21 protein-coding genes are annotated in these 20,855 nt (G+C 71.7%); 10 read left to right on the top strand and 11 right to left on the bottom strand.

Going from position 1 to position 20,855, the window contains the following annotated elements; all coding sequences use genetic code 11:
- Positions 1–23 precede the first annotated feature (23 nt).
- Complete coding sequence (gene thpR / locus ABZ865_RS19210; protein WP_361231450.1) at positions 24–659, bottom strand: RNA 2',3'-cyclic phosphodiesterase; 636 nt, start codon at positions 657–659, stop codon at positions 24–26.
- Between the two features lie 103 nt (positions 660–762).
- Between thpR and ABZ865_RS19205 the strand changes: the two genes are divergently transcribed.
- The gene (locus tag ABZ865_RS19205) at positions 763–1,350 is read left to right on the top strand and encodes a Uma2 family endonuclease (protein ID WP_361231448.1); all 588 of its coding nucleotides are present in this window, start codon (positions 763–765) and stop codon (positions 1,348–1,350) included.
- Between the two features lie 15 nt (positions 1,351–1,365).
- Here the strand turns inward: ABZ865_RS19205 and ABZ865_RS19200 are convergent, their stop codons facing one another.
- Entirely contained in the window at positions 1,366–2,637 is a 1,272-nt protein-coding gene (locus ABZ865_RS19200) for an MFS transporter (RefSeq protein WP_361231446.1), read from the bottom strand.
- A gap of 108 nt (positions 2,638–2,745) precedes the next feature.
- Complete coding sequence (locus tag ABZ865_RS19195; protein WP_089101888.1) at positions 2,746–3,183, bottom strand: MarR family transcriptional regulator; 438 nt, start codon at positions 3,181–3,183, stop codon at positions 2,746–2,748.
- A gap of 154 nt (positions 3,184–3,337) precedes the next feature.
- Here ABZ865_RS19195 and ABZ865_RS19190 point away from each other — a divergent pair, with 154 nt between their 5' ends.
- Entirely contained in the window at positions 3,338–3,520 is a 183-nt protein-coding gene (locus tag ABZ865_RS19190; protein WP_361231444.1) for a ribbon-helix-helix protein, CopG family, read from the top strand.
- Between the two features lie 45 nt (positions 3,521–3,565).
- Here ABZ865_RS19190 and ABZ865_RS19185 read toward each other — a convergent pair whose 3' ends face one another.
- Positions 3,566–5,017, bottom strand: a complete 1,452-nt coding sequence (locus ABZ865_RS19185; RefSeq protein WP_361231441.1) for an NCS2 family permease — start codon at positions 5,015–5,017, stop codon at positions 3,566–3,568.
- Positions 5,018–5,168: 151 nt separating this feature from the next.
- Between ABZ865_RS19185 and ABZ865_RS19180 the strand changes: the two genes are divergently transcribed.
- The gene (locus ABZ865_RS19180) at positions 5,169–5,435 is read left to right on the top strand and encodes a DUF2530 domain-containing protein (protein WP_361231439.1); all 267 of its coding nucleotides are present in this window, start codon (positions 5,169–5,171) and stop codon (positions 5,433–5,435) included.
- A gap of 78 nt (positions 5,436–5,513) precedes the next feature.
- On the top strand, positions 5,514–7,895 hold the full coding sequence (locus ABZ865_RS19175; RefSeq protein WP_361231437.1) for an HAD-IC family P-type ATPase: 2,382 nt from the start codon (positions 5,514–5,516) through the stop codon (positions 7,893–7,895).
- A gap of 22 nt (positions 7,896–7,917) precedes the next feature.
- Here the strand turns inward: ABZ865_RS19175 and ABZ865_RS19170 are convergent, their stop codons facing one another.
- From ABZ865_RS19170 to ABZ865_RS19160, 3 genes are all read right to left on the bottom strand, one after another.
- Positions 7,918–8,751 carry a hypothetical protein gene (locus ABZ865_RS19170; protein ID WP_361231435.1) on the bottom strand — a complete coding sequence of 278 codons (834 nt, stop codon included), beginning with the start codon at positions 8,749–8,751 and terminating at the stop codon, positions 7,918–7,920.
- Positions 8,752–8,944: 193 nt separating this feature from the next.
- Positions 8,945–9,844, bottom strand: coding sequence for a hypothetical protein (locus ABZ865_RS19165; protein WP_361231433.1), 900 nt, complete (start codon positions 9,842–9,844; stop codon positions 8,945–8,947).
- 164 nt (positions 9,845–10,008) lie between these two features.
- Positions 10,009–13,143, bottom strand: coding sequence for a molecular chaperone Hsp90 (locus ABZ865_RS19160; RefSeq protein ID WP_361231431.1), 3,135 nt, complete (start codon positions 13,141–13,143; stop codon positions 10,009–10,011).
- A gap of 41 nt (positions 13,144–13,184) precedes the next feature.
- Here ABZ865_RS19160 and ABZ865_RS19155 point away from each other — a divergent pair, with 41 nt between their 5' ends.
- Positions 13,185–13,337 (top strand): hypothetical protein, encoded by a 153-nt coding sequence (locus tag ABZ865_RS19155; RefSeq protein ID WP_361231429.1) that lies wholly within the window; start codon positions 13,185–13,187, stop codon positions 13,335–13,337.
- Here the strand turns inward: ABZ865_RS19155 and ABZ865_RS19150 are convergent.
- The gene (locus ABZ865_RS19150) at positions 13,328–14,254 is read right to left on the bottom strand and encodes a DUF3027 domain-containing protein (protein ID WP_361231427.1); all 927 of its coding nucleotides are present in this window, start codon (positions 14,252–14,254) and stop codon (positions 13,328–13,330) included. The genes ABZ865_RS19155 and ABZ865_RS19150 overlap by 10 nt on opposite strands.
- Before the next feature lie 342 nt (positions 14,255–14,596).
- Between ABZ865_RS19150 and ABZ865_RS19145 the strand changes: the two genes are divergently transcribed.
- From ABZ865_RS19145 to ABZ865_RS19130, 4 genes are all read left to right on the top strand, one after another.
- The gene (locus ABZ865_RS19145; protein WP_361231425.1) at positions 14,597–15,991 is read left to right on the top strand and encodes an MFS transporter; all 1,395 of its coding nucleotides are present in this window, start codon (positions 14,597–14,599) and stop codon (positions 15,989–15,991) included.
- 62 nt (positions 15,992–16,053) lie between these two features.
- The gene (locus ABZ865_RS19140) at positions 16,054–16,536 is read left to right on the top strand and encodes a DUF2771 domain-containing protein (RefSeq protein ID WP_361231423.1); all 483 of its coding nucleotides are present in this window, start codon (positions 16,054–16,056) and stop codon (positions 16,534–16,536) included.
- A gap of 17 nt (positions 16,537–16,553) precedes the next feature.
- Entirely contained in the window at positions 16,554–17,282 is a 729-nt protein-coding gene (locus ABZ865_RS19135) for a futalosine hydrolase (protein ID WP_361231421.1), read from the top strand.
- A complete protein-coding gene (locus ABZ865_RS19130) occupies positions 17,269–18,159 on the top strand; it encodes a 1,4-dihydroxy-6-naphthoate synthase (RefSeq protein ID WP_361231419.1) in 891 nt (296 codons plus the stop codon). Before ABZ865_RS19135 ends, ABZ865_RS19130 begins: the two co-directional genes overlap by 14 nt.
- A 20-nt stretch (positions 18,160–18,179) precedes the next feature.
- Here ABZ865_RS19130 and ABZ865_RS19125 read toward each other — a convergent pair whose 3' ends face one another.
- On the bottom strand, positions 18,180–18,563 hold the full coding sequence (locus tag ABZ865_RS19125) for a cold-shock protein (protein WP_361231417.1): 384 nt from the start codon (positions 18,561–18,563) through the stop codon (positions 18,180–18,182).
- 165 nt (positions 18,564–18,728) lie between these two features.
- Here ABZ865_RS19125 and ABZ865_RS19120 point away from each other — a divergent pair, with 165 nt between their 5' ends.
- Positions 18,729–18,980, top strand: coding sequence for a hypothetical protein (locus tag ABZ865_RS19120; RefSeq protein ID WP_361231415.1), 252 nt, complete (start codon positions 18,729–18,731; stop codon positions 18,978–18,980).
- Here ABZ865_RS19120 and ABZ865_RS19115 read toward each other — a convergent pair.
- Together ABZ865_RS19115 and ABZ865_RS19110 are read right to left on the bottom strand one after the other, a co-directional pair.
- Positions 18,956–19,573 (bottom strand): HAD family hydrolase, encoded by a 618-nt coding sequence (locus ABZ865_RS19115; RefSeq protein WP_361231413.1) that lies wholly within the window; start codon positions 19,571–19,573, stop codon positions 18,956–18,958. The two genes, ABZ865_RS19120 and ABZ865_RS19115, sit on opposite strands and share 25 nt — an antisense overlap.
- Positions 19,574–19,663: 90 nt before the next feature.
- Positions 19,664–20,728 carry a hypothetical protein gene (locus tag ABZ865_RS19110; RefSeq protein ID WP_361231411.1) on the bottom strand — a complete coding sequence of 355 codons (1,065 nt, stop codon included), beginning with the start codon at positions 20,726–20,728 and terminating at the stop codon, positions 19,664–19,666.
- Positions 20,729–20,855: the final 127 nt, after the last annotated feature.

The raw sequence follows: 20,855 nt of genomic DNA, 5'->3' as shown, positions 1-20,855 counted from the left end.
TTTTCGGGTCCACGTGAACGAGCCTAACCGGCGCCGCCCAGCCGCCAGCGGGCGACCACCTCGTACCGGGGCTGCTCGCCCGGCACCCCGGACTTCGGCAGGTAGCTGCGAACCAGGGCCAGGTCGGCGACGGTCCAGGTACGGCTGCTGAACCCGGCGAGGGCGGCGACGTACGGCCGTACGTCCACCGACTCCCGGTCGCGGGCCTCCGCGTCCCGGCCGTGCGCCCTTGAGCCCCGGCGGTGGCCCATCGCCTCCCGGCTGCGGGCCACGGTCAGGTGGGCCTTGTACCGCCGGTGCTCCCCCATCGGCACCCCGGCCCTCCGCGCCGCCGCCTCCACGCGGTCGGCCAGCCGGCCCAGGGTCTCCAGGTCGCCGGACGCACCAGCCCACAGCACCTGGCCGCGGCCGAACTGACCGCCGCCGGAGATGGCGAGCGCGAAGGGTTCCGTATGGCGGGCCGCGCGGGCCAGCCGTTCCGACAGCTCCGGTACGAGGGTGTCGTCGACCTCGCCGTAGAAGGCGAGCGTGTAGTGCCAGCCGGGGCGGTCGGTCCAGCGCAGCCCGCCCGCGCCGGGCAGCGAACGCAACAGGTCCACCTCGGCGGCGAGTTCGTCCGTCACGTCCGGCGGGGGCACCACGGCGGCGAAGAGTCTCATGAGGCCAGTCTGCCCAGCGCGTGCCGGGCGTGTCCGAATGACCGTGCGTATCGTTGTACCGCGCGGCTGCACTCGTCCGGGGCAGCCGGGGAGGAGCGCCACGATGACCGTCCTTGACGACAGGATCGAGATGGCCGAGGAGAGCGGCGAGCTGACTCTGGACGTCATGTTCGAGTGGCTCGAGAAGATGCCCATCCCCGAGGGAACGAAGGTCGAGATCGTCGGGGGGAACATCTTCATGTCACCGCAGCGGCAGGGCCACTGGGAGATCATCTTCGACATCGCGGAGCAGTTGCGCGCCAAGTACCCGCGCAAGCGGTTGGCGTCGGACGTGCGGATCGACTTTCCCGGGCGTCTGAACGGCTTCGCCTGCGATGTGGCGGCCATGGCCGAACGGTCGGTGAGGGACGGCAAGGGCCGCTGGCGCTATCAGGACGTCGAGTTCGTGGCCGAGGTCATCTCCAAGGACACGGGCGCCAACGACTACGGGCCGAAGAAGGACACCTACGCCGCAGCCGAAGTGCCGGTGTACCTGGTCGTGGACCCGTACACCGGCGAGTGGCACCTGCACACCCTGCCGCAGGACGGCAAGTATCACAGCGAGGTCAGTTTTCCTTTCGGGGAGGACATCGACCTGACCGGCACCGTCGTCGGCCTCGTCCTCAAGACCGACGAGTTTCCCCGCGACTGATTCCCGCTCCCGGGCTCACGCCACCGTCGCGAGTTCCTCCCGCTCGCGCGGCACGAACCGGACCCGGGGGTGGCCGTGGTGCCAGCCCACCGCCAGGCGGAGGCCGCCGACGCGGGCCAGGATCAGGCCGATGGTCGCGGCCGCGGCGGCCGAGATCACGCCGCCGAGGGCGAAGCCGACGCGGGCGCCATAGGTGTCGGTGATCCAGCCGACGACCGGTGCGCCCACCGGCGTACCGCCCATGAACACCATCATGAACAGGGCCATCACGCGGCCGCGCATGGCCGGGTCGGTGGCCATCTGCACGGCGGTGTTCGCGGTGACGTTGACCGTCAGGCCGAAGATCCCGATCGGGACCATGAGCAGCGCGAACAGCCAGTACGACGGGGCCAGCGCGGCCACGATCTCCAGCGCCCCGAAGGCCGCCGCGGCGGCGATCAGGACGCGCAGCCGGGCCGTGCCGCGCCGGGCGGCCAGCAGGGCGCCGCCGAGGGAGCCGACGGCCATCAGGGTGTTGAAGAGGCTGTAGGCGCCGGCGCCCGCGTGGAAGACGCCGTCGGCGTAGGCCGACAGCCACACCGGGAAGTTGAAGCCGAAGGTGCCGATGAACCCGACCAGGACGATCGGCCAGATCAGGTCCGGGCGCCCGGCGACATAGCGCAGCCCCTCCCGCAGCTGGCCCTTGCCGCGCGGGGTCCGCTCGACCACGTGCAGCTCGCGGGCGCGCATGAGCAGCAGGCCCCCGATGGGTGCGACGAAGGACAGGCCGTTGAAGAGGAACGCCCAGCCGGTGCCCACGCCTGTGATCATGAGGCCGGCGACGGCGGGGCCGACCAGGCGGGCGGACTGGAAGTTCGCGGAGTTCAGGCTGACCGCGTTCTGCAGCTGCTCCGGGCCGACCATCTCGGAGACGAAGGACTGCCGGGCCGGGTTGTCGACGACCGTGGCGAGGCCGACGGCGAAGGCGGCGAGGTAGACGTGCCAGACCTGGACGTGTCCGGAGAGGGTCAGCGCGGCGAGCGCGAGGCCCGTGACGGCCATGGACGTCTGGGTGACCAGCAGCGTGGGGCGCTTGGGGAGGCGGTCCACGAGGACGCCGCCGTAGAGGCCGAACAGCAGCATCGGCAGGAACTGCAGGGCGGTCGTGATGCCCACGGCCGCCGAGGAGCCGGTGAGGCTGAGGACCAGCCAGTCCTGGGCGATGCGCTGCATCCAGGTGCCGGTGTTGGAGACGACCTGGCCGACGAAGAACAGACGGTAGTTCCGGATCCTCAGCGAGCTGAACATCGAGGACCTGCGTCTGTTGCCGATCGAGGGGTTGTGGGTGGTTTTCGGTGCGGGGGCGGAAGGTATTCCGGATCCCGTACTCAAAACGGTTCGCCTCCTTGCTACTTCTTACAGATGCGCGAGCTTCTCCAGAACGGGGGCGGCGGCGCGCAGTTTGGCCCACTCGTCCTCGTCGAGGCCGTCGACCAGGCCGGCCAGGAACGCGTTGCGCTTGCGGCGGCTCTCCTCGAGCATCGCCTCGGCCTGCTCGGTCCTGGTGACGACCTTCTGGCGCCGGTCCTCGGGGTGCGGCTCCAGACGGACCAGTCCCTTGGCCTCGAGCAGCGCGACGATGCGGGTCATCGACGGCGGCTGGACGTGCTCCTTGCGGGCGAGTTCGCCCGGTGTGGCCTGGCCGCAGTTGGACAGGGTGCCGAGCACCGACATCTCGGTGGGGCTCAGCGACTCGTCGACCCGCTGGTGCTTGAGCCGACGGGACAGCCGCATCACGGCGGAGCGGAGGGAGTTCACGGCGGCAGCGTCGTCGCCATGGGTGAGGTCCGGCATGTTCTTTAGAGTAACTCATTACTCTGACTAAAGACCAACGCGACACGCCCGGGTGCCCGTGACTCCCGCCACTGAACCCTCTGATCACCCGTATGAGTGAGACGGCTCCGGAAAGTGACACGCGGGGTGGCCGGATGTGGCGACCCTCGTACGCATGGGGACCAGTGTGCTCAGCCTGCGGATAGACGGGGAGCTGCTCGAGAGGCTCCGGCACCATGCGGCCAGAAGAGGAATGAGCGTGCAGGACTATGTGGTCCGCACGCTCATCCGGGACGACTTCGACGAGCGGTTCCAGGCCGCCGTCGAGGAGACGGAGAAGTTCTACGGGGTTCCGTGACCCCGGCCGATCAGGTCGGGCGCTGAGGCTCAGGCCCGGGGCCGGTCAGGTCAGGCCCAGCGCCGGCATCAGGTAGTAGAAGCCGAAGACCGCCGCGACGACGTACATCGCCACCGGGACCTCCTTCGCGCGGCCGGCCACCAGGCGCAGCACGACGAAGGTGATGAAGCCCATGCCGATGCCGTTGGTGATCGAGTAGGTGAACGGCATCATCAGCATGGTCACGAAGGCCGGGATGCCGATCGTGTAGTCCGCCCAGTCGATCTCCTTGACGGAGTTCGAGAGGATCAGGAAGCCCACCGCGACCAGGGCCGGGGTGGCCGCCTGGGACGGGACCATCGTGGCGATCGGCGTGAGGAACAGGGCCGCGGCGAAGAGGGCGCCCGTGACGACGTTCGCGAAGCCGGTGCGCGCGCCCTCGCCGACGCCCGCCGTGGACTCCACGAACGCGGTCGTGGCCGAGGAGGAGCTGGCGCCGCCCGCCGCGACCGCGAGGCCGTCCACGAAGAGGACCTTGTTGATGCCGGGCATGTAGCCCTCGGCGTCGGTCAGCTTGGCCTCGTCGCCGACGCCCATGATCGTGCCCATGGCGTCGAAGAAGCTCGACAGCAGGACGGTGAAGACGAAGAGGGTGCCGGTCAGCACGCCGACCTTGTGGAAGCCGCCGAAGAGGCTGAACTGGCCGATCAGGCCGAAGTCGGGGGTGGCCACCGGGTTGCCCGGCCACTTCGGGACGGTCAGGCCCCACGCGGGGATCGTGGCGACCGCGTTGATGATCACCGCGAGGACGGTCATGCCGACGATGGAGATCAGGATGGCGCCCGGCACCTTGCGCACGATGAGGCCGAAGGTGAGCAGCACGCCCAGGATGAAGATCAGCACCGGCCACCCGGTGAGGTGACCGCCCACGCCGAGCTGGAGCGGGACGGTGGTCTGGGCGATGTCCGGGATGCGGGTGACGAAGCCGGAGTCGACCAGGCCGATCAGCATGATGAACAGGCCGATGCCGATGGAGATCGCCTTGCGCAGGCCGAACGGCACCGCGTTCATCACGCGCTCGCGCAGGCCCGTGGCGACCAGCAGCATGACCACGAAACCGGCCAGCACGACCATGCCCATGGCGTCCGGCCAGGACATCCGGGGCGCGAGCTGGAGCGCGACGACCGAGTTCACGCCGAGGCCGGCGGCGAGCGCGATCGGGACGTTGCCGATGACACCCATGAGGAGGGTGGCGAACGCCGCCGTCAGCGCGGTCGCGGTGACCAGCTGGCCGCCGTTCAGGTGATGCCCGTACATGTCCTTCGCGCTGCTGAGGATGATCGGGTTGAGCACGATGATGTACGCCATCGCGAAGAAGGTCGCGAAGCCGCCCCGGATCTCACGGGCGACGGAGCTGCCGCGCTCCGAGATCCTGAAGAAGCGGTCGAGGGGGCCGTAGGCGGGCTCGCCACCGGGCATTTCGGGGGCGGGGACCTTGGCGGGTGCCGAGGTGGGCATGCGGAACCTCATCACCAGCGGGGTCCCCCCGAGCCCCGTTGGAGTTTCGTACGAGCAGAAGTGGTCAAAGACAAACGGTTTCAGTATGAACGTATGAGTGCCAGATCGCTATCTGCGCGCGTAGACCGGACCGCCTCGTAAGCTGTGCCCCATGGCTAAGTGGACCCCCAAGCACGAGGCGCCGGAGCCCCTGGAGGGGCCCGTGATCGCCACCATCACCGGCGGCACGATCGTGTGGTTCGTCCTCTTCCTGGCCCAGCTGCCCTTCTACGGCTGGTTCGACGACCACGGTCACCTGTGGTGGCTGTGGACCTGCCTGGCCGGGGGCGGGCTGGGGCTCATCGGCATCTGGTACGTCCGCAAGCGCGACGCGGCGATCAAGCGGGCTGCGCGGCCGCAGCCGACGACGGCCGAATAGCGTCGTCGGCCGAATAGCGCCGTCGGCCGCTTACCGTCCGGTGGGCGGGCGGGCGGGAGCCCACGTACCGTCGAGGGCATGAGCCATATGCTCGACCCCGTCCATCCGGTCACCCTCCCCGGACCAGACTCACCGGGCCTGAGCAGTGCGCAGGTCGCGGAGCGCGTCGCGCGCGGACAGGTCAACGACGTGCCGGTGCGCAGCAGCCGCTCCCTGGGCGAGATCGTCCGCGCCAACGTCTTCACCCGGTTCAACGCGATCATCGGCGTCCTGTGGCTGATCATGCTGTTCGTGGCGCCGATCCAGGACAGCCTGTTCGGCTTCGTGATCCTCGCCAACACCGGCATCGGCATCGTGCAGGAGTGGCGGGCCAAGCAGACCCTGGACTCGCTCGCCGTGATCGGGGAGGCCCGGCCGACCGTGCGCCGGGACGGCGGATCCATCGAGGTCGCCACGAACGAGATCGTGCTGGACGACCTGATCGAGATCGGGCCAGGGGACAAGGTCGTCGTGGACGGGGTGTGCGCGGAGGCGGACGGGCTGGAGATCGACGAGTCCCTGCTCACCGGTGAGGCCGACCCGGTCGTCAAACGGCCCGGCGACCCGGTGATGTCCGGCAGCTTCGTCGTCGCCGGCGGCGGCGCGTTCCAGGCGGCCAAGGTGGGCCGCGAGGCGTACGCCGCCCAGCTCGCCGAGGAGGCCTCCCGCTTCACCCTCGTCCACTCCGAGCTGCGCACCGGCATCTCCACGATCCTCAAGTACGTGACCTGGATGATGGTCCCGGCCGCGATCGGCCTGGTCGTCACCCAGCTCGTGGTGAAGAACGACGACCTGAAGGACGCCGTCGCCCGCACGGTCGGCGGGATCGTCCCGATGGTCCCGGAAGGGCTGGTGCTGCTCACCTCCGTGGCCTTCGCGATAGGTGTCATCCGGCTGGGCCGCAAGCAGTGCCTGGTGCAGGAGCTGCCCGCCATCGAGGGACTCGCCCGCGTCGACACCGTCTGCCTGGACAAGACCGGCACCCTGACCGAGGGCGGCATGGACGTCACCGGCCTCAGAATGCTGGACGGGGCCGACGAGACGTACGTACGCAAGGTGCTCGGGGCCCTCGGCGAGTCCGACCCGCGCCCCAACGCCTCCCTCCAGGCGATCATCGACGCCTACCCGGACAGCGAGGAATGGCGCTGCGTGGAGTCGCTGCCGTTCTCCTCCGCCCGCAAGTACAGCGGCGCCGCCTTCAGCGAGGGCGACGGCGAGACCAGCACCTGGCTGCTGGGCGCCCCCGACGTGCTGCTGGGCGCCGACGATCCGGCCCTGGCCGAGACCGCGCGGCTGAACGAGCGGGGCCTGCGGGTCCTGCTGCTCGCCCGCGCCACCCACGACCTGGACGGCCCCCAGCCGGCCCGGGGCGCCCGCCCCACCGCCCTGGTCGTCCTGGAGCAGCGGCTGCGCCCCGACGCGGGCGACACCCTGCGCTACTTCGCCGAGCAGAACGTCCGCGCCAAGGTCATCTCCGGCGACAACGCGGTGTCCGTCGGCGCGGTCGCGGCCAAGCTGGGGCTGTCCGGTACGGCGGTGGACGCGCGGCACCTGCCCGCCGACCGGCGGGAGATGGCCGAGGCGCTGGACGAGGGGACCGTGTTCGGGCGGGTCACCCCGCAGCAGAAGCGGGACATGGTCGGCGCGCTGCAGTCGAGCGGGCACACGGTCGCGATGACCGGCGACGGCGTGAACGACGTGCTCGCGCTGAAGGACGCCGACATCGGCGTCTCGATGGGCTCGGGGTCGGAGGCGACCCGGGCGGTCGCGCAGATCGTGCTGCTGAACAACAGCTTCGCCACGCTGCCCTCGGTGGTCGCCGAGGGCCGCCGGGTCATCGGCAACATCACCCGGGTGGCGACCCTGTTCCTGGTCAAGACCGTGTACTCGGTGCTGCTGGCGGTGCTGGTGGTGTGCTGGCAGGTCGAGTACCCGTTCCTGCCCCGGCACCTGACCCTGCTGTCCACCCTCACCATCGGCGTACCGGCGTTCTTCCTGGCCCTGGCACCCAACAAGGAACGGGCCCGCCCCCATTTCGTACGGAGGGTCATGCGGTACTCGATCCCCGGCGGGGTGGTGGCCGGGGCGGCGACCTTCGTGACGTATCTGCTCGCCCGCCACTCCTACACGGGCTCGGACGCGCTGGCCGCCGAGACCAGTGCGGCCACCCTCACCCTGTTCCTGATCTCCATGTGGGTTCTGGCGATCATCGCCCGCCCGTACACATGGTGGCGTCTGGCCCTGGTGGCCGCGATGGGGGTGGCGTTCCTGTTCGTCCTCGTCGTGCCGGCCCTGCAGACCTTCTTCGCGCTGAGGCTGGTGGGCATGACGATGCCGTGGACGGCGGTCGCGGTGGCCCTGGTGGCGGCGGTCGCCCTGGAGTTCCTGTGGAAGTGGGTCGACCGCCGCTTTCCCGCGTAGGGGCTACCGCCCCGTGCAGGGGTTACTGCACGTCGATGTAGTCACCCGCGGAGTTGATCGCCGGGGTGGAGGGGGAGCCCGCGAAGCTGTAGCGGTAGTAGCCGTCGACGGAGGCCGTCACCGTGGTCTTCAGAGCGCCCGTGGAGGACGTCGTGATCGTCTTGACGGTGGTGTAGGTGCTGGTGCCCGCCTTGGCGAACTGGAGCTTGACGGACACGCCGCTGACGCCGTGGTACAGGTGGTCGTCCCAGTTGGCGCGGGTCAGCGAGCCGGTGACCGTGATGGTCGCGCCCTTCTTCACCGGCTCCGGAGAGGCGTTGGCGGTGAGCTTGTCGTAGCGCTGCACCAGGGTGGTGCCGAAACCGGCCTTGTCGTTGTAGCCGACCTTGCTCAGGTCCGGGTTGGACTGGTTCTGGCCGTTGAAGGCGACGGCCTCGGCGGCCACGCTCCAGGTGCCGGCCCAGGCGGACTTCAGGTCGCCGTCGGCCGGGTAGATGTCGATGGTGCCGGTGCACGTCTCGGTGGTCGCCGTGACCGTCGTGCAGCTCGCCGGGTTGTCGCCGAAGAGCTCGGGAGTCGTGTCGGCGCCGTAGGTGCCCTTGTAGAGGAAGGCGTCCGTGAAGAAGTCGCTCGCCTTGACGTTGACGTCAGCGCCGTGGGTCAGCGTGTAGGTGTACTTGGTGCTCACCTTGTTGGTGGTGCCGACCTTGATCGCCTTGGCGATCGTGAGGTTGGAGAAGCTGACGTTCAGCGTGTAGGGCGTGCCGCTGGACTCGGCCGCCTGCGCGGTCGGCAGGGCCAGGGCGGACAGGGCCAGTGCGCCGGCGACGGCGGCCACGGTGGCACGAATGCGCATGAGTTCCCCTGGAGGGAGAAAGGATCGAGGAGTCGGTCGACTCACGCTTCAGATCCGCGAGGGAAGCGGAAGGTTGTACTCCGATACCGAGTTCCGGCCATTCTTTGTCGGCCGATTACCAGCCCTTGACGTATGCAGGAGGAAACGTTCCGGCCCCGGAAGCCGGCTTGCCCCGGGACCGGATCGGCAGCGCTTACTGCACGTCGACGAAGTCGGCCGTGGAGTTGACGGCCGGGGTGGTCGTGGTGCCCGCGAAGCTGTAGCGGAAGTAGCCGTCGACCGTCGCGGTGGTCGTCGTCTTCAGGTAGCCCGTCGAGTCCGACTTGATGGTCTTCAGTGTGGTGTAGGTGCTGGAGCCCTTCTTGCAGAACTGGAGCTTCACGTACTGGCCGGTGTAGCCGTGGTACTTGTTGTCCTCCCAGTTGGCGCGGGTCAGCTTGCCGGTGACCGTGATGGTCGCGCCCTTCTTCACCGGCTCCGGAGACGCGTTCACCGTCAGCTTGGAATAGCGCTGGACGAGGGTGGTGGCAAGGTCACCCTGGCGAGCGAGAGCGGTCAGCTGCCCCGCGTCGCTGAGCTGGACCGCCACCGCGGCACCCTTCCAGGTGCCGGCGTCCGAGTTGAGCAGTTCACCCTCACCCGGGTAGATGTCGATCTTGCCCTTGCAGGCGGCGACGGTGGGCGAGGTCGGCGTGCAGGTGGCGGGGAGATCACCGAACAGGATGTTGTCCGGGAAGTTGATGTCGCCCCGGTACAGGAACGGGCCGGTGACGAAGTTCTCGGACGTGATGTCGACGTCCGCGCCGTGGGTCATCGTGTACGTGACCGTCGTGGAGACGTGGCTGGAGATGCCGACCTTGATCGCCTTGGCGATCTTGAAGTCGGAGAAGGTGGCGTTCAGCGGGGCCGGCTCGCCGACCGCGGCGGTGCCGAAGGCCTGCTTGCCGGAGGCCGGGTGCGCGACAGCCTGAAGGATCTTGACAGCGTCCGCCTTGTGGGAGGCGCCGGAGTCGGCGGCCAGAGCCGACGGGACGGCGAAGGCGGAGAGGGCCAGGGCGCCGGAGACGGCGGCCACAGTGGCACGAATGCGCATGAGTTCCCCTGGAGGGAGAGATGGACCGAAGTCCAAGTGATCGGTTGAGTCCGTAGCCCGGACTCAACCGATCAGACCCGTGAGCAACGTGGGGGGTTGTACGAGTGATCCGGTGAAGATCCAGCCGGATGCCCGGAACAGTGAGGTCAGCCGGTCGAACGAGGTCAGTCGAACCAGCGGTCCCGTGCCAGCTCCTCCGTGCGCGAGGGGTCCTCCAGCAGGGCCGCCACCTCGAAGCGGCGCGGCCACTGACCGGCCGCCCACGCGAGGCCCGCGGCGACCCCCTCCAGCGTGGCCGCGTGCAGCACGCCGTCGTCGGTCAGCCGCCAGTCGATCTCGACGCCGTCCACGACCAGCTCCTCGTGCTCGACATACGTGTCGGGCGTCAGCGGTCCGAGCAGCACCCGCACCGACTCCGGCACGTCGTGCTCGGCCCCCTCCGAGTGCACCTCGCCGGTGACGGACTCGCTCAGCCGCCGCACCTGGAACAGCTCGGCCAGCTCGGCGGCCCGGGACGGACGCACCGGCAGCAGCGGGACCCCGGAGGTGAACGGCAGCAGGTCGGGCGAGTCGACGACCACGGCGTCGGCGGCGTCCACCACCTCCACCCGCCCGTCCACCACGGCCCGCACCTCGTCCGGCAGGGTCACCTGCTCCGGGTCCAGCTCGGCCAACGCACCGTACAGCCCGTGCAGTTGAGCAGCGGTGACACTCCGCTCCGGGTCGGCGAGGCGGTCCAGCAGCTCGGCGGCGCCGCCCGGCTCGTCCAGCAGGGCCACCACCGACGTCCGCACCCCGAGGGCGCGCAGCACCTGCTCGTCCTCGAACCCGGTGGCGTCGGCCTCGTCGTACAGGCCCCGCAGCAGCGGGTCGCCGCCGGCCGCGAGCAGGCCCGCCGGGCGGCGGCCGTCGAGCACCGGGTGCCCGCGCAGCCACCAGGCGGTGTACGGCCGTACGACCTCGTGCGTGCCGTCGGGCAGCAGGACGCGCACCGGCTGGGTGAGGGCGTCGCGCAGCGGCGGCCGGGCGAGCAGGGCGAGCGCCTCGGGCCAGTGGTCGTCGTCCACGAGGTCCAGGTCGCGCACGGCGACCAGCTCGGTGGCGACCGGGGGGACGGGGCTGTCGGGGAAGCGGTCGAGGATGTCCTCGCACCACACGTCGACCGCGTCGAGCAGCCCGGCGTCGTCGGGCTCCGCGAAGTCGCCCTCCCGGGGCTCCAGTTCGTCCGGGTCGAGGACGACGTCGGTGGCGCGGACCAGCGCGAAGTTCGCCAGCACGCCGCAGGCGGTCAGCGGCTGCTCGCCCCACTTGCGCGCCAGCTCCGCGTCCACGGCGGCGAGTTCGTCCTCGCGGATCACCCGGGCGAAGTCACTGCCGGGGAGGACCAGCTCGCCCGCCGGGGCGAGTTCGCCGTCCTCGTCGGGCAGCGCCAGCGCGCCCAGCCACGGCTCGTCACCGGGTTCGAGACCCGCGTCACGGACGAGGGTGAGCACGGTGTCGGCCAGCTCCTCGGCGTCCGGGGCGTCCTCCTCCCACAGCGCCCCGCCCTCGTCCTCCAGCGAGGCGGCGACGGCGGCCCGCACCTGCGGGGTGGTCAGCACCGCGCGCGGGGTCGCGGGCAGCGCGCCCAGCTTCTCCAGCAGCGGGTGCGCGGCGTCCTCATGGGCGACCTTCAGCCCCAGCCGGCCCAGGATGTCCGGGTCGATGAGGGCGGCGTCCGGGGTGGGCAGCAGCACCTGACGGGGCCCGATCGTCGTCCGCCCGTCCGCGAGCGGCACCGCGAGCCCCGAGAGCCGGTCCGGGTCGACCCCGGCGAGGCTGTCGTACAGCCGCCACCACCAGTCCGGGTCCTTCTCCAGTCCGGCGAGCCGGTCGATGGCGTCCGCGAGCGGGAGCCGGGCGACACCCAGCGTCCGCAGCTCGGCGCGGCGTTCCAGACCGGCCGGCAGCAGAGTGGGCAGCACCTCGGCGAGCACCCGTACGGTCCCCGCCCCCGCGCCCTCCACGACCTCGGCGTCCCGGGGCCGCAGGGCCTGCGGCAGCTCGTCCGCTCCGTCGCCCTGCGGCTGGACGGCCGGGGGCAGGAACGCGGTGCGCGGCAGCCGCTCCAGGATCGCCTGCCGCAGCGCGCCGTCCAGCTCGCCCTTGCCGAGCGGCCCGGGTACGAGGTCGATGGCGCCCTCGGTCACCGGGCGCCAGTCGGCGAGCAGTTCGGCGTAGGCGTCCGCCGCGCGCTCCACCAGGAAGTCGGTGAGCGGGCCGGGGGCCGCGTGCCGGCGGGTGGTGTCCAGCGGGAACGAGGCGATGAGCAGCGCGGGCACACCGAGCGGCTCGTCGCTGGGGGTCGGGGCGTGCACGACGGGACTGGTACGCGGCCGGACGGGCCGCCCGCTCTCGTCGGCCGGCACGGCCCAGGTCACCGACCAGTGCGGACGCAGCCGCTCCTCCACCGGGCGGTCGGCGAGCAGGTCCGGGGTGAGCGGCCCGTGCGCGGAGGCGGTGCGCCAGCGGGTCGTCCCCTCCCGCGAGTCCTCCACGACGGTGACGGCGCCCTCGGTACGGCGGCGCAGGGTGCGGAGGGCTCCGCCGCCGGCCTCGACCACCACTTCCTCCAGCCCCGGCAGGGCGAGGAGCAGGGCGTCGTCGACGGCGTCGAGGAGCCGCTCGGCGAGATCGGCGGCGGCGCTGTCGCGCAGCGGCAGGATGACGGCGGTGTCGTACGGGTCCGGCGCGGTGCCCTCGGCGGCGAAGGGCAGCCGGAGCAGCGGCACGTGCCCGTCCCGCCGGCGGATCTCGTCCCCCAGCCCGGGGCTGTGCCGGGCGGTCTCCGCGGCCAGCTCGCGCGCCTCGGCCAGCGACCAGCGGACCCCGCCGTGCCGGCCGACGATCGCGGGCTCGTCGGTGACGGCGAGTACGGCCGCGAAGCCGACGCCGAACCGGCCGACGGCGCCGTGCGTGTCCTGTTCGCCGCGCTTGGCGGAGGCCCGCAGCGTGGACAGCGACTCGACACCGGTCGCGTCGAGGGGAGCGCCGGTGTTCGCGGCGACGAGCACGCCGTCGCGCAGGGTGAGCCGCAGCCGCCCCGGCGTCCCCGCCCGCGCGGCGGCGTCGGCGGCGTTCTGCGCCAGCTCGACGACGAGCCGGTCCCGGTACCCGCCGAGGACGAGATCCTCCTCGGCGTTGGCGTCCTCCCGGAACCGGGCAGGGCTGGTCGCCCAGGCGTCGAGGACACCGCGCCGCAGACGGGCCGTCCCGAACGGGTCGGCCCCCTCGGCCGCCGGCCGCACGTACTTGCTCACGTTCACTCTCCTCGTTGGGGCTGAGGAGAAGGTACCGCTCCGTGGTGACACGACCGTGGGGTCAGCCCTCGGAGGCGCACGGGACGAAGGCCGCCCAGGGGGTGCCTGCGACAGCGGACGGAGCCGGATGGGCCGCCGCGCTACGAGTGACCCGGCTCCGCCGTCCCTACGAGCACGACGAGCGCTACGAGTGACCCAGCTCCGCCGTCTCCTCGTCGCCCGCCTCCGGGACCGAGCCGGAGTCGCGGGCGGGGCGGAGGGGGAAGGGGTCGACGCGGGTCTCGTCGATGACCGGTGCGGCCGGCTGGGGCGGCTTGGGCATGACGGCCGCCTCGGAGTGGGCGCCGCAGCCGTAGGCCAGGGAGACCACGCGGCCGTCGGCCGGGGAGAACTCGTTCGCGCAGACACCGAAGGCCTGGCCGAGGGAGCCGCCGATGGGAGCGAGGAAACCGCAGGTCGAACAGGAGGCGGGGGCCGCCTGGGCCATCTGCGTCTTGGGCCCGAAGGCCTCCTCCCAGCGGTCGGCCGCCACGTGCAGGCCGTAGCGGGACAGGACGCGGGCGCGGCGCATGCCCAGTTCCTCGGCCACCGCCGCGATCGAGCCCCGGGCCGGGGCGGTCGGCTGCACGGCGGGCGCGCCGGGGGTGACGTCGGCGTCCTCCGCCTCCACCAGTTCGGCCATCTCGTGGGAGACGACGGAGTTCGGCAGCGGCTCCTCCTCGCCCGAGTAGCCGGGCTCCAGGCGCAGGTCCTCCTGGTCGGTGGGGAGCAGGTCGCCGGGGCCGAGGTCGCCGGGGCGCAGCCGCTCGCTCCACGGCACCCATTCGGGGGCGAGGAGGGCGTCGGGGCCGGGGAGGAGGACCACCTCGTCCAGGGTCACGATCTTCGCGCGGGAGGCGCGGGCCACGGTCGCCGCCCAGCGCCAGCCGCGGTAGCCCGCCTCCTTGCACTCGAAGAAGTGCGTGACAACACGGTCGCCCTCGGAGACCAGGCCGACGTGCTCGCCGACCACTCCGGGCGCGGCGACCTCCTCGGCGGCGGCGCGGGCGAGGTCGATGGCCTCGGCGCACAGACGGTCGGGGGTGCGGCTTCGCGTTGTCGCTGCGCTCACAGGTATCGCTTCTCTCCTACGCCGTCTACGAGTGCGGATGCCTCCGGCGGTGAAGCGGTTCTGCGGACGGAGCGGACCTGTGGGCCGCATCGACGTCCGCGTCCGATCGCGCTCGGGCGCACCTCTGCCATCCATTCTGCTTTATGGCTGAGATACGCACGCTACCCCGTTGGCGGTGGTGGGGGACAGTCCGGCGCTTCTTCCCACCCGCTCACCGGTCCCGGCCGGGCGCGGCGCGGGGCCGATGCGGCTCGTTCCGCGGGTCGCGGACCCCGGTGCCGTCCCGACTCGCTTGGGCGCAAACCGCACCATAGGCCGGGTCCTCGGGGCACTATGAACGACGTGACAGCCGCGGACAGGGACAGCGGTGGAGGCGGGTCGGGCCGCGTCGGCGGTGCCGTCCGCTCGGTCGGGCGTGCCCTGCACTTCCCGGTGACCGGCACGGCGCGCGGGATCCGGAAGGCGACGCACGCGCACGGCGCGGGCGAGTCGGGGCTGGGCAAGCTGATCGAGCTGCACGCGGTGAACGGCGCCGGCGATGTCATGATCACCATCGCCCTGGCGTCCACCGTCTTCTTCTCGGTGCCCACCGACGAGGCCCGGGGCCGGGTCGCGCTCTATCTGGCCATCACGATGGCACCCTTCACCGTCCTCGCCCCCGTCATCGGCCCTCTTCTCGACCGGCTGCCGCACGGCCGCCGCGCCGCCATGGCCGGCGCCATGCTGGCCCGGGCGCTGCTCGCGCTGGTCATCTCGGGGGCCGTCGTGAGCGGGAGTCTGGAGCTGTATCCGGCCGCTCTGGGGGTGCTGGTCGCGTCCAAGGCGTACGGGGTGGTGCGCAGCGCGGTCGTGCCGCGGCTGCTGCCGCCCGCCTTCTCGCTGGTGAAGGCCAACTCCCGGGTCACCCTCGCCGGGCTGCTGGCCACGGGGGTCGCCGCGCCGATCGGGGCGGGGCTGCACGCCATCGGGGATCCCTGGCCGCTGTACGGCGCCTTCGTGATCTTCGTCGCCGGGACCTTCCTGTCGTTCTCGCTGCCGCCGAAGGTGGACTCCGCCAAGGGCGAGGACGTGGCCCTGCTCGCCGCCGACGAGCAGCATCTGCACGGGCCGCACCGCAAGCAGACGATCAAACGGCGGCCGGGGCTGCGGACGGTCGGGCCCGCCGTGACCCACGCCCTCGGCGCCAACGCCGCCCTGCGCTGCCTGTCCGGCTTCCTGATCTTCTTCCTCGCCTTCCTGCTGCGCGAGCACCCGCTGACCGGGGAGAGCGCGGCGGTGTCCCTGGGGATAGTGGGGGTCGCGGCGGGGACCGGGAACGCGCTCGGCACGGCCGTGGGCGCCTGGCTGAAGTCGAAGGCGCCGGAGATCATCATCGTGTCCGTCGTCGCCGTGGTGCTCGGTACGGCGATCGTGGCCGCCTTGTTCTTCGGGGCCCTCCTGGTGGCCTGCCTGGCCGCGGTCGCCGGGTTCGCGCAGGCGCTGGCCAAGCTGTCCCTGGACGCGCTGATCCAGCGGGACGTGCCGGAACTGGTGCGCACCTCGGCGTTCGCGCGGTCCGAGACGCTGCTGCAGGTGGCATGGGTGTTCGGCGGCGCGATCGGCATCGTGATGCCGCTCAACGGCGCCCTCGGGCTCACGGTCGCCGCCCTCATCGTGGCCGCCGGCTGGCTGGCCACGCTGCGCGGGCTGCTCGCCTCCGCCCGGCACGGCGGCAGGCCACGGGCGCGAGTGGCGTAACGAACCGGGCACGCCGCACCCCACATGGGCGGACGCCTCCGGGCGCCCGATAGCCTTCGGCCATGACCTCGCTGCAATCCGCCTCGCGACGCCGCCGCGCCGTCGCCGTCGCCGGCGCCGTTTCCGCCGGACTGCTCCTCCTGTCGGCCTGTGAGAAGCCGACGCCCGTCTCGACGGTCACCGTCGGGGATAGCTCGGTCAACTCCGAGGCCCTCTGCTACAACGACGGCAAGGCCCTGGACGCCGCGTCGCTCGCGAAGTGCGTCAAGAACACCGGCGACATCAAGTCGATCACGGTGGACCAGGACGAGACGGTCCGCTTCGGCGTCGACCCGAAGATCGCCGACGAGGGCTGGATCCTCCTGGTCAACGGCCGCCAGTTCACCGACGTCAGCAAGAAGACCTACCGCACGATCCCCGGCAGCGCCTTCTTCAACGCCCAGTACGGCACCCAGGGCGCCTCCAACACCGTCTCCGTCCAGATGGGTGAGAAGGTCGAGGTGCCCAAGGGCCTGTGGACCTTCAAACTCAAGAAGGCCTCCTGACCACGGCTTCCGCCCGCATGAACATCCTCGTGGCCACCGCGGTCCCGGCCGAACGGGACGCGGTGGCACGGGCGTTCCCGGGACCGGCCGAGGAGATACGGCTGCCGGGCACGTCCGTGCTCCGGACGGCCGCCGGGTGCACGGGGTGTGCCGGGTACGACCTCCTGGCCGCCGGCGTGGGTCCCGCCCTGGCCGCCGCCTCCACCGCCGCCGCGCTCACCGCGGCCGCCCTCGCCGGCACCCCCTACGACCTCGTCGTCTCCGCCGGTATCGGCGGTGGCTTCCAGCCCGACGCGCCGCTCGGCTCGCTCGTGGTCGCCGACGCGATCACCGTGGCCGATCTGGGCGCCGAGACCGCCGACGGCTTCCTCCCGGTCACCGACCTCGGCTTCGGGACCGTCACCCATATGCCGCCGAATTCACTCGTACGAGGGGTGTCCGAGGCCATCGGCGCGCGTCCCGGCACGATCCTCACCGTCTCCACCGTCACCGGCACCGCCGCCCGCGCCGCCGCACTGCGCACCCGCCACCCGAAGGCTCTCGCCGAGGGCATGGAGGGGTTCGGGGTCGCCGAGGCGGCCGCCGCGCACGGCGTGCCCGGGCTGGAGATCCGCGCGGTGTCCAACCCGGTCGGCCCGCGCGACCGCGCCGCCTGGCGCATCGGCGACGCCCTCGCCGCCCTCACCGAGGGCTTCGGGAAGCTCGCGCCCGCATTGGAGAGTTGGAACCCGTATGACGACCAGTGACCAGCACCTGCGGAAGCCCTCGCAGAAGTCCCCGCACAAGCCTCTGCAGATCGCCTACTCCCCCTGCCCCAACGACACCTTCGTCTTCGACGCCCTCGCCCACGGCCGCGTCCCCGGCGCCCCCGGGCTGGACGTGACCTTCGCCGACATCGACGTCACCAACGGCATGGCCGAGCGCGGCGAGTTCGACGTGCTGAAGGTGTCGTACGCCGTCCTGCCGTACGTGCTGGACGAGTACGCGCTGCTGCCCTGCGGCGGTGCGCTGGGCCGGGGCTGCGGGCCGCTGGTGCTGACCCGCGACCCGGACGTCGATCTGACGGGCCGTACGGTCGCCGTGCCGAGCGAGAAGTCGACCGCGTACCTGCTGTTCCGCCTGTGGGCCGCCGACACGCTGCCCGCCGGGGTCGGCGAGATCGTCGTCCTGCCGTTCCACGAGATCATGCCGGCCGTGCGGGACGGCAAGGTGGACGCGGGACTCGTCATCCACGAGGCGCGCTTCACGTACCAGAACTACGGGCTGCACAAGCTCGCCGACATGGGCGAGCACTGGGAGAGCACGACCGGGCTGCCGATCCCGCTCGGCGCGATCATCGCCAAGCGCTCGCTGGGCGCGGAGGCGCTGACCCGGCTCGCCGAGGCCATCCACACGTCGGTGCACGCCGCCTGGGACGACCCCGAGGCCTCCCGCCCCTACGTCATGGAACACGCCCAGGAGATGGACCCGGCCGTCGCCGACCAGCACATCGGCCTGTACGTCAACGAGTTCACGTCCGACCTCGGCGAGGACGGCTACGCGGCGATCCGCGGGCTGCTCACGCGTGCGGCGGCCGAGGGACTGGTGCCGCCCCTCGGCCCGCGCGTGCTGGATTTCCCCTGACGGTCTCCCCTGTCGGGTCCCTACACGTCCAGCTGGTCGGCGACCGCGCGGAGCAGGCCGGCGATCTTCTTTCCGGCGGCCTTCTCGGGGTAACGGCCCCGCTCCAGCTGCGGCGTGATGTTCTCGAGGAGGGTGGTCAGGTCCTGCACGATCGAGGCCAGCTCGTCCGGCTTCTTGCGCTGCGCGGCAGCCACCGAGGGCGTCGGATCGAGCACCGTCACCGAGAGCGCCTGGTCGCCGCGCTGACCGGCGACGACGCCGAACTCCACGCGCTGTCCCGGCTTGAGCGCATCGACTCCGGCAGGGAGAACCGAGGAATGGACGAAGACGTCACCGCCGTCGTCGCGGGAGAGAAAGCCGAAGCCCTTCTCGCTGTTGAACCACTTGACCTTGCCGGTAGGCACGTCTGTCCTCGTCCTCGTACTCGTCGGGAAAACTACTTCGGAAACGGCTCTTGATAGCACTAGAGCGGGTCGACCATGACCCGCCGCTACCAAGGCTAATGGTCTTCGGGCGGGTGACAAGACGTCCCCCGGTTGTTCTCTCGCGCAGGGAACTACCCTGGTCCGGTGCGTGACAAAACCCAAACGAATTCCGCCGGGCCCGGTGACGGACTGATCCGCGCCGGTGCCGTCGTCTTCTTCATCGGAGCCGTGGCCACCCTCGTCACGGTGACCCCGCTGTTCCTCGGAGCGAAGCCTTTTCCGACGTACATGTTCGGACTGAGCATGCTCATGGCCGTCGGCTTCCTCATCGCCGGCGCCGGTGTGCTGCGGTCGGTCGCGGCCGGCCGGCGTCAGGCGCGGGGCGCCGCCCGGTAGCCCGCCAGCCAGGCCGGGAAGGCGGAGAGGTCGTCGAGCACGACGTCCGCACCGGCGGCCCGCAGCGCGTCGCCGTCGCACGGCCCCGTGGCCACGGCGACCGACAGCGCGCCCGCGATGCGCGCCCCGCGCACGTCGCCGACGTGGTCACCGACGTACACGCCCGCGCCGTGCTCGCGCAGCGCCGCCGCCTTCTGCTCGGCCCACAGGTCGCCCACGACCACGTCGGGCTCGATGCCGAGGTGGTCCAGGTGCAGCTTGGCGTTGGGCTCGTACTTCGCCGTGACCACCATCGTGCGGCCGCCGGCCTCCCGTACGGCGCGTATCGCCTCCCGCGCGCCCTCCATGGCGGGCGTGGCGGCGACGGCGATCGACGGGTACATCTCCCGGTACAGGTCCGCCACCGCGGCGACCTCGTCCTCCGGGAACCAGTTGACCAGCTCCTCCGCGAGCGGCGGCCCCAGCCGGGTCACCGCCAGATCGGCGTCGATGTACGTCCCCGTCCGCTCCGCCAGCGCCAGGTAACAGGCTCTGATGCCCGGGCGGGAGTCGATGAGGGTCATGTCCAGATCGAAGCCGACGGTGAGGGTCATGGGGGGCATTCTCCCTCCGGGCATCCGACGCGGGCCCGGCGGGGGCGCCGTGGGGGTGCGAGCCGGTTCGTCGCCCCTGGGGGGTTGCAGCTAACGCTGTCTTTGTGAGCGCCAGAGGAGGAACAGGGCCGATGCCACTGCCGCGCCCCGGACCACCCAGGGCCACGTCTCCGTTACGGCGTCGTTCATGTGGCCCTCGGCGATCGGCGCCCCCCAACGGTTGGTGTCGCGGCCCCAGAGCCAGAGGAGGCCGGACGCGACCGACAGGCCGGGGATGATCATGACGGCCCACTTGGTCTCGGCCGGGCTCAGGCGGCGCGAGCCGTAGGCGATCAGCCAGCCGAGGATCAGCGCGAACCAGTTGCCGAGGACGGCGCCGACGACCAGCGCGGCGGCGGCCAGCAGCAGGAGGGGGTTGGACCAGCCGGCGGCGGGGCGGGGAAACAGCCGGCGCGCGCGGCGCGACGCCGGATCCTGGTCCGGGGCCGCGGGCTTTTCCTGCGCGGGCTCCGGTTCCGTTCCCTTTGCCTTGTCGGCTCCCTTGTCGGCCGCCTCCTCCGTCTCCTTCGGGGGACGTTTGAGCAGCTCGGGGATCTCCACGCCGCCGACGAACCCCGGTACGGCGTCACCGCCCGCCGAACCGAACGAGCTGCCCTCCACCCGCCACCAGTCGGGCTCGGTCACGCTGTCACCGAGTTCGTGCGCGGGGGCGAGGTGGGGCGGGGAGGGCCCGTCGCTCGGGGCGGGCAGCGCGGGCTCGGCGGGGCGGGGCCGGGGCACGACCCTGCGCAGCCCCTTGCGCTTCTCCCCGGGCTCCGGCCCGGACCCACGCTTCGGCTCGCGCTCGCGCGGCGCGGGCTGGGCGGGCACGGACGCGGACGGCGGCTGTGTCGCCCTCGCGGCGCCGGTGGTACCGGTGACGCCCGTGGTGCCGCCCGCGGCCGCGACCACCTCGTCCGGGGTGCCCAGCCGGTCGAGGATGCGGCGGACGGCGGCCGGGCTGTCCACGGTCACCTTGGCCCGGTGCCGGTCGATCTCGTTCCGCAGCTCCGACACCAGCCGCATCCGCGTGGCCGACGGCAACTGCCGCTGCTGAGCGATGTCCCCGACACGGCTCAGATACTCGTAGACGACCTGGTCGCTTTCGATCCCCAACGGAACCCCTCCGGGGCGACGGCGGCACAACCCCGTGAGGAAGGTAGCGCAGTCCGGGGCCGGCGAGCCCGCGCGGCGTGAGCGAAGCGGGCGCGGGCGCAGCCCTCGCGGACGGCAACCGCTAACG

This window comes from Streptomyces sp. NPDC047085 (genome assembly GCF_040643735.1).
In the GTDB taxonomy this organism is placed as follows: Bacteria; Actinomycetota; Actinomycetes; order Streptomycetales; family Streptomycetaceae; genus Streptomyces.
This window is presented reverse-complemented; position numbering and strand designations above follow the sequence as displayed.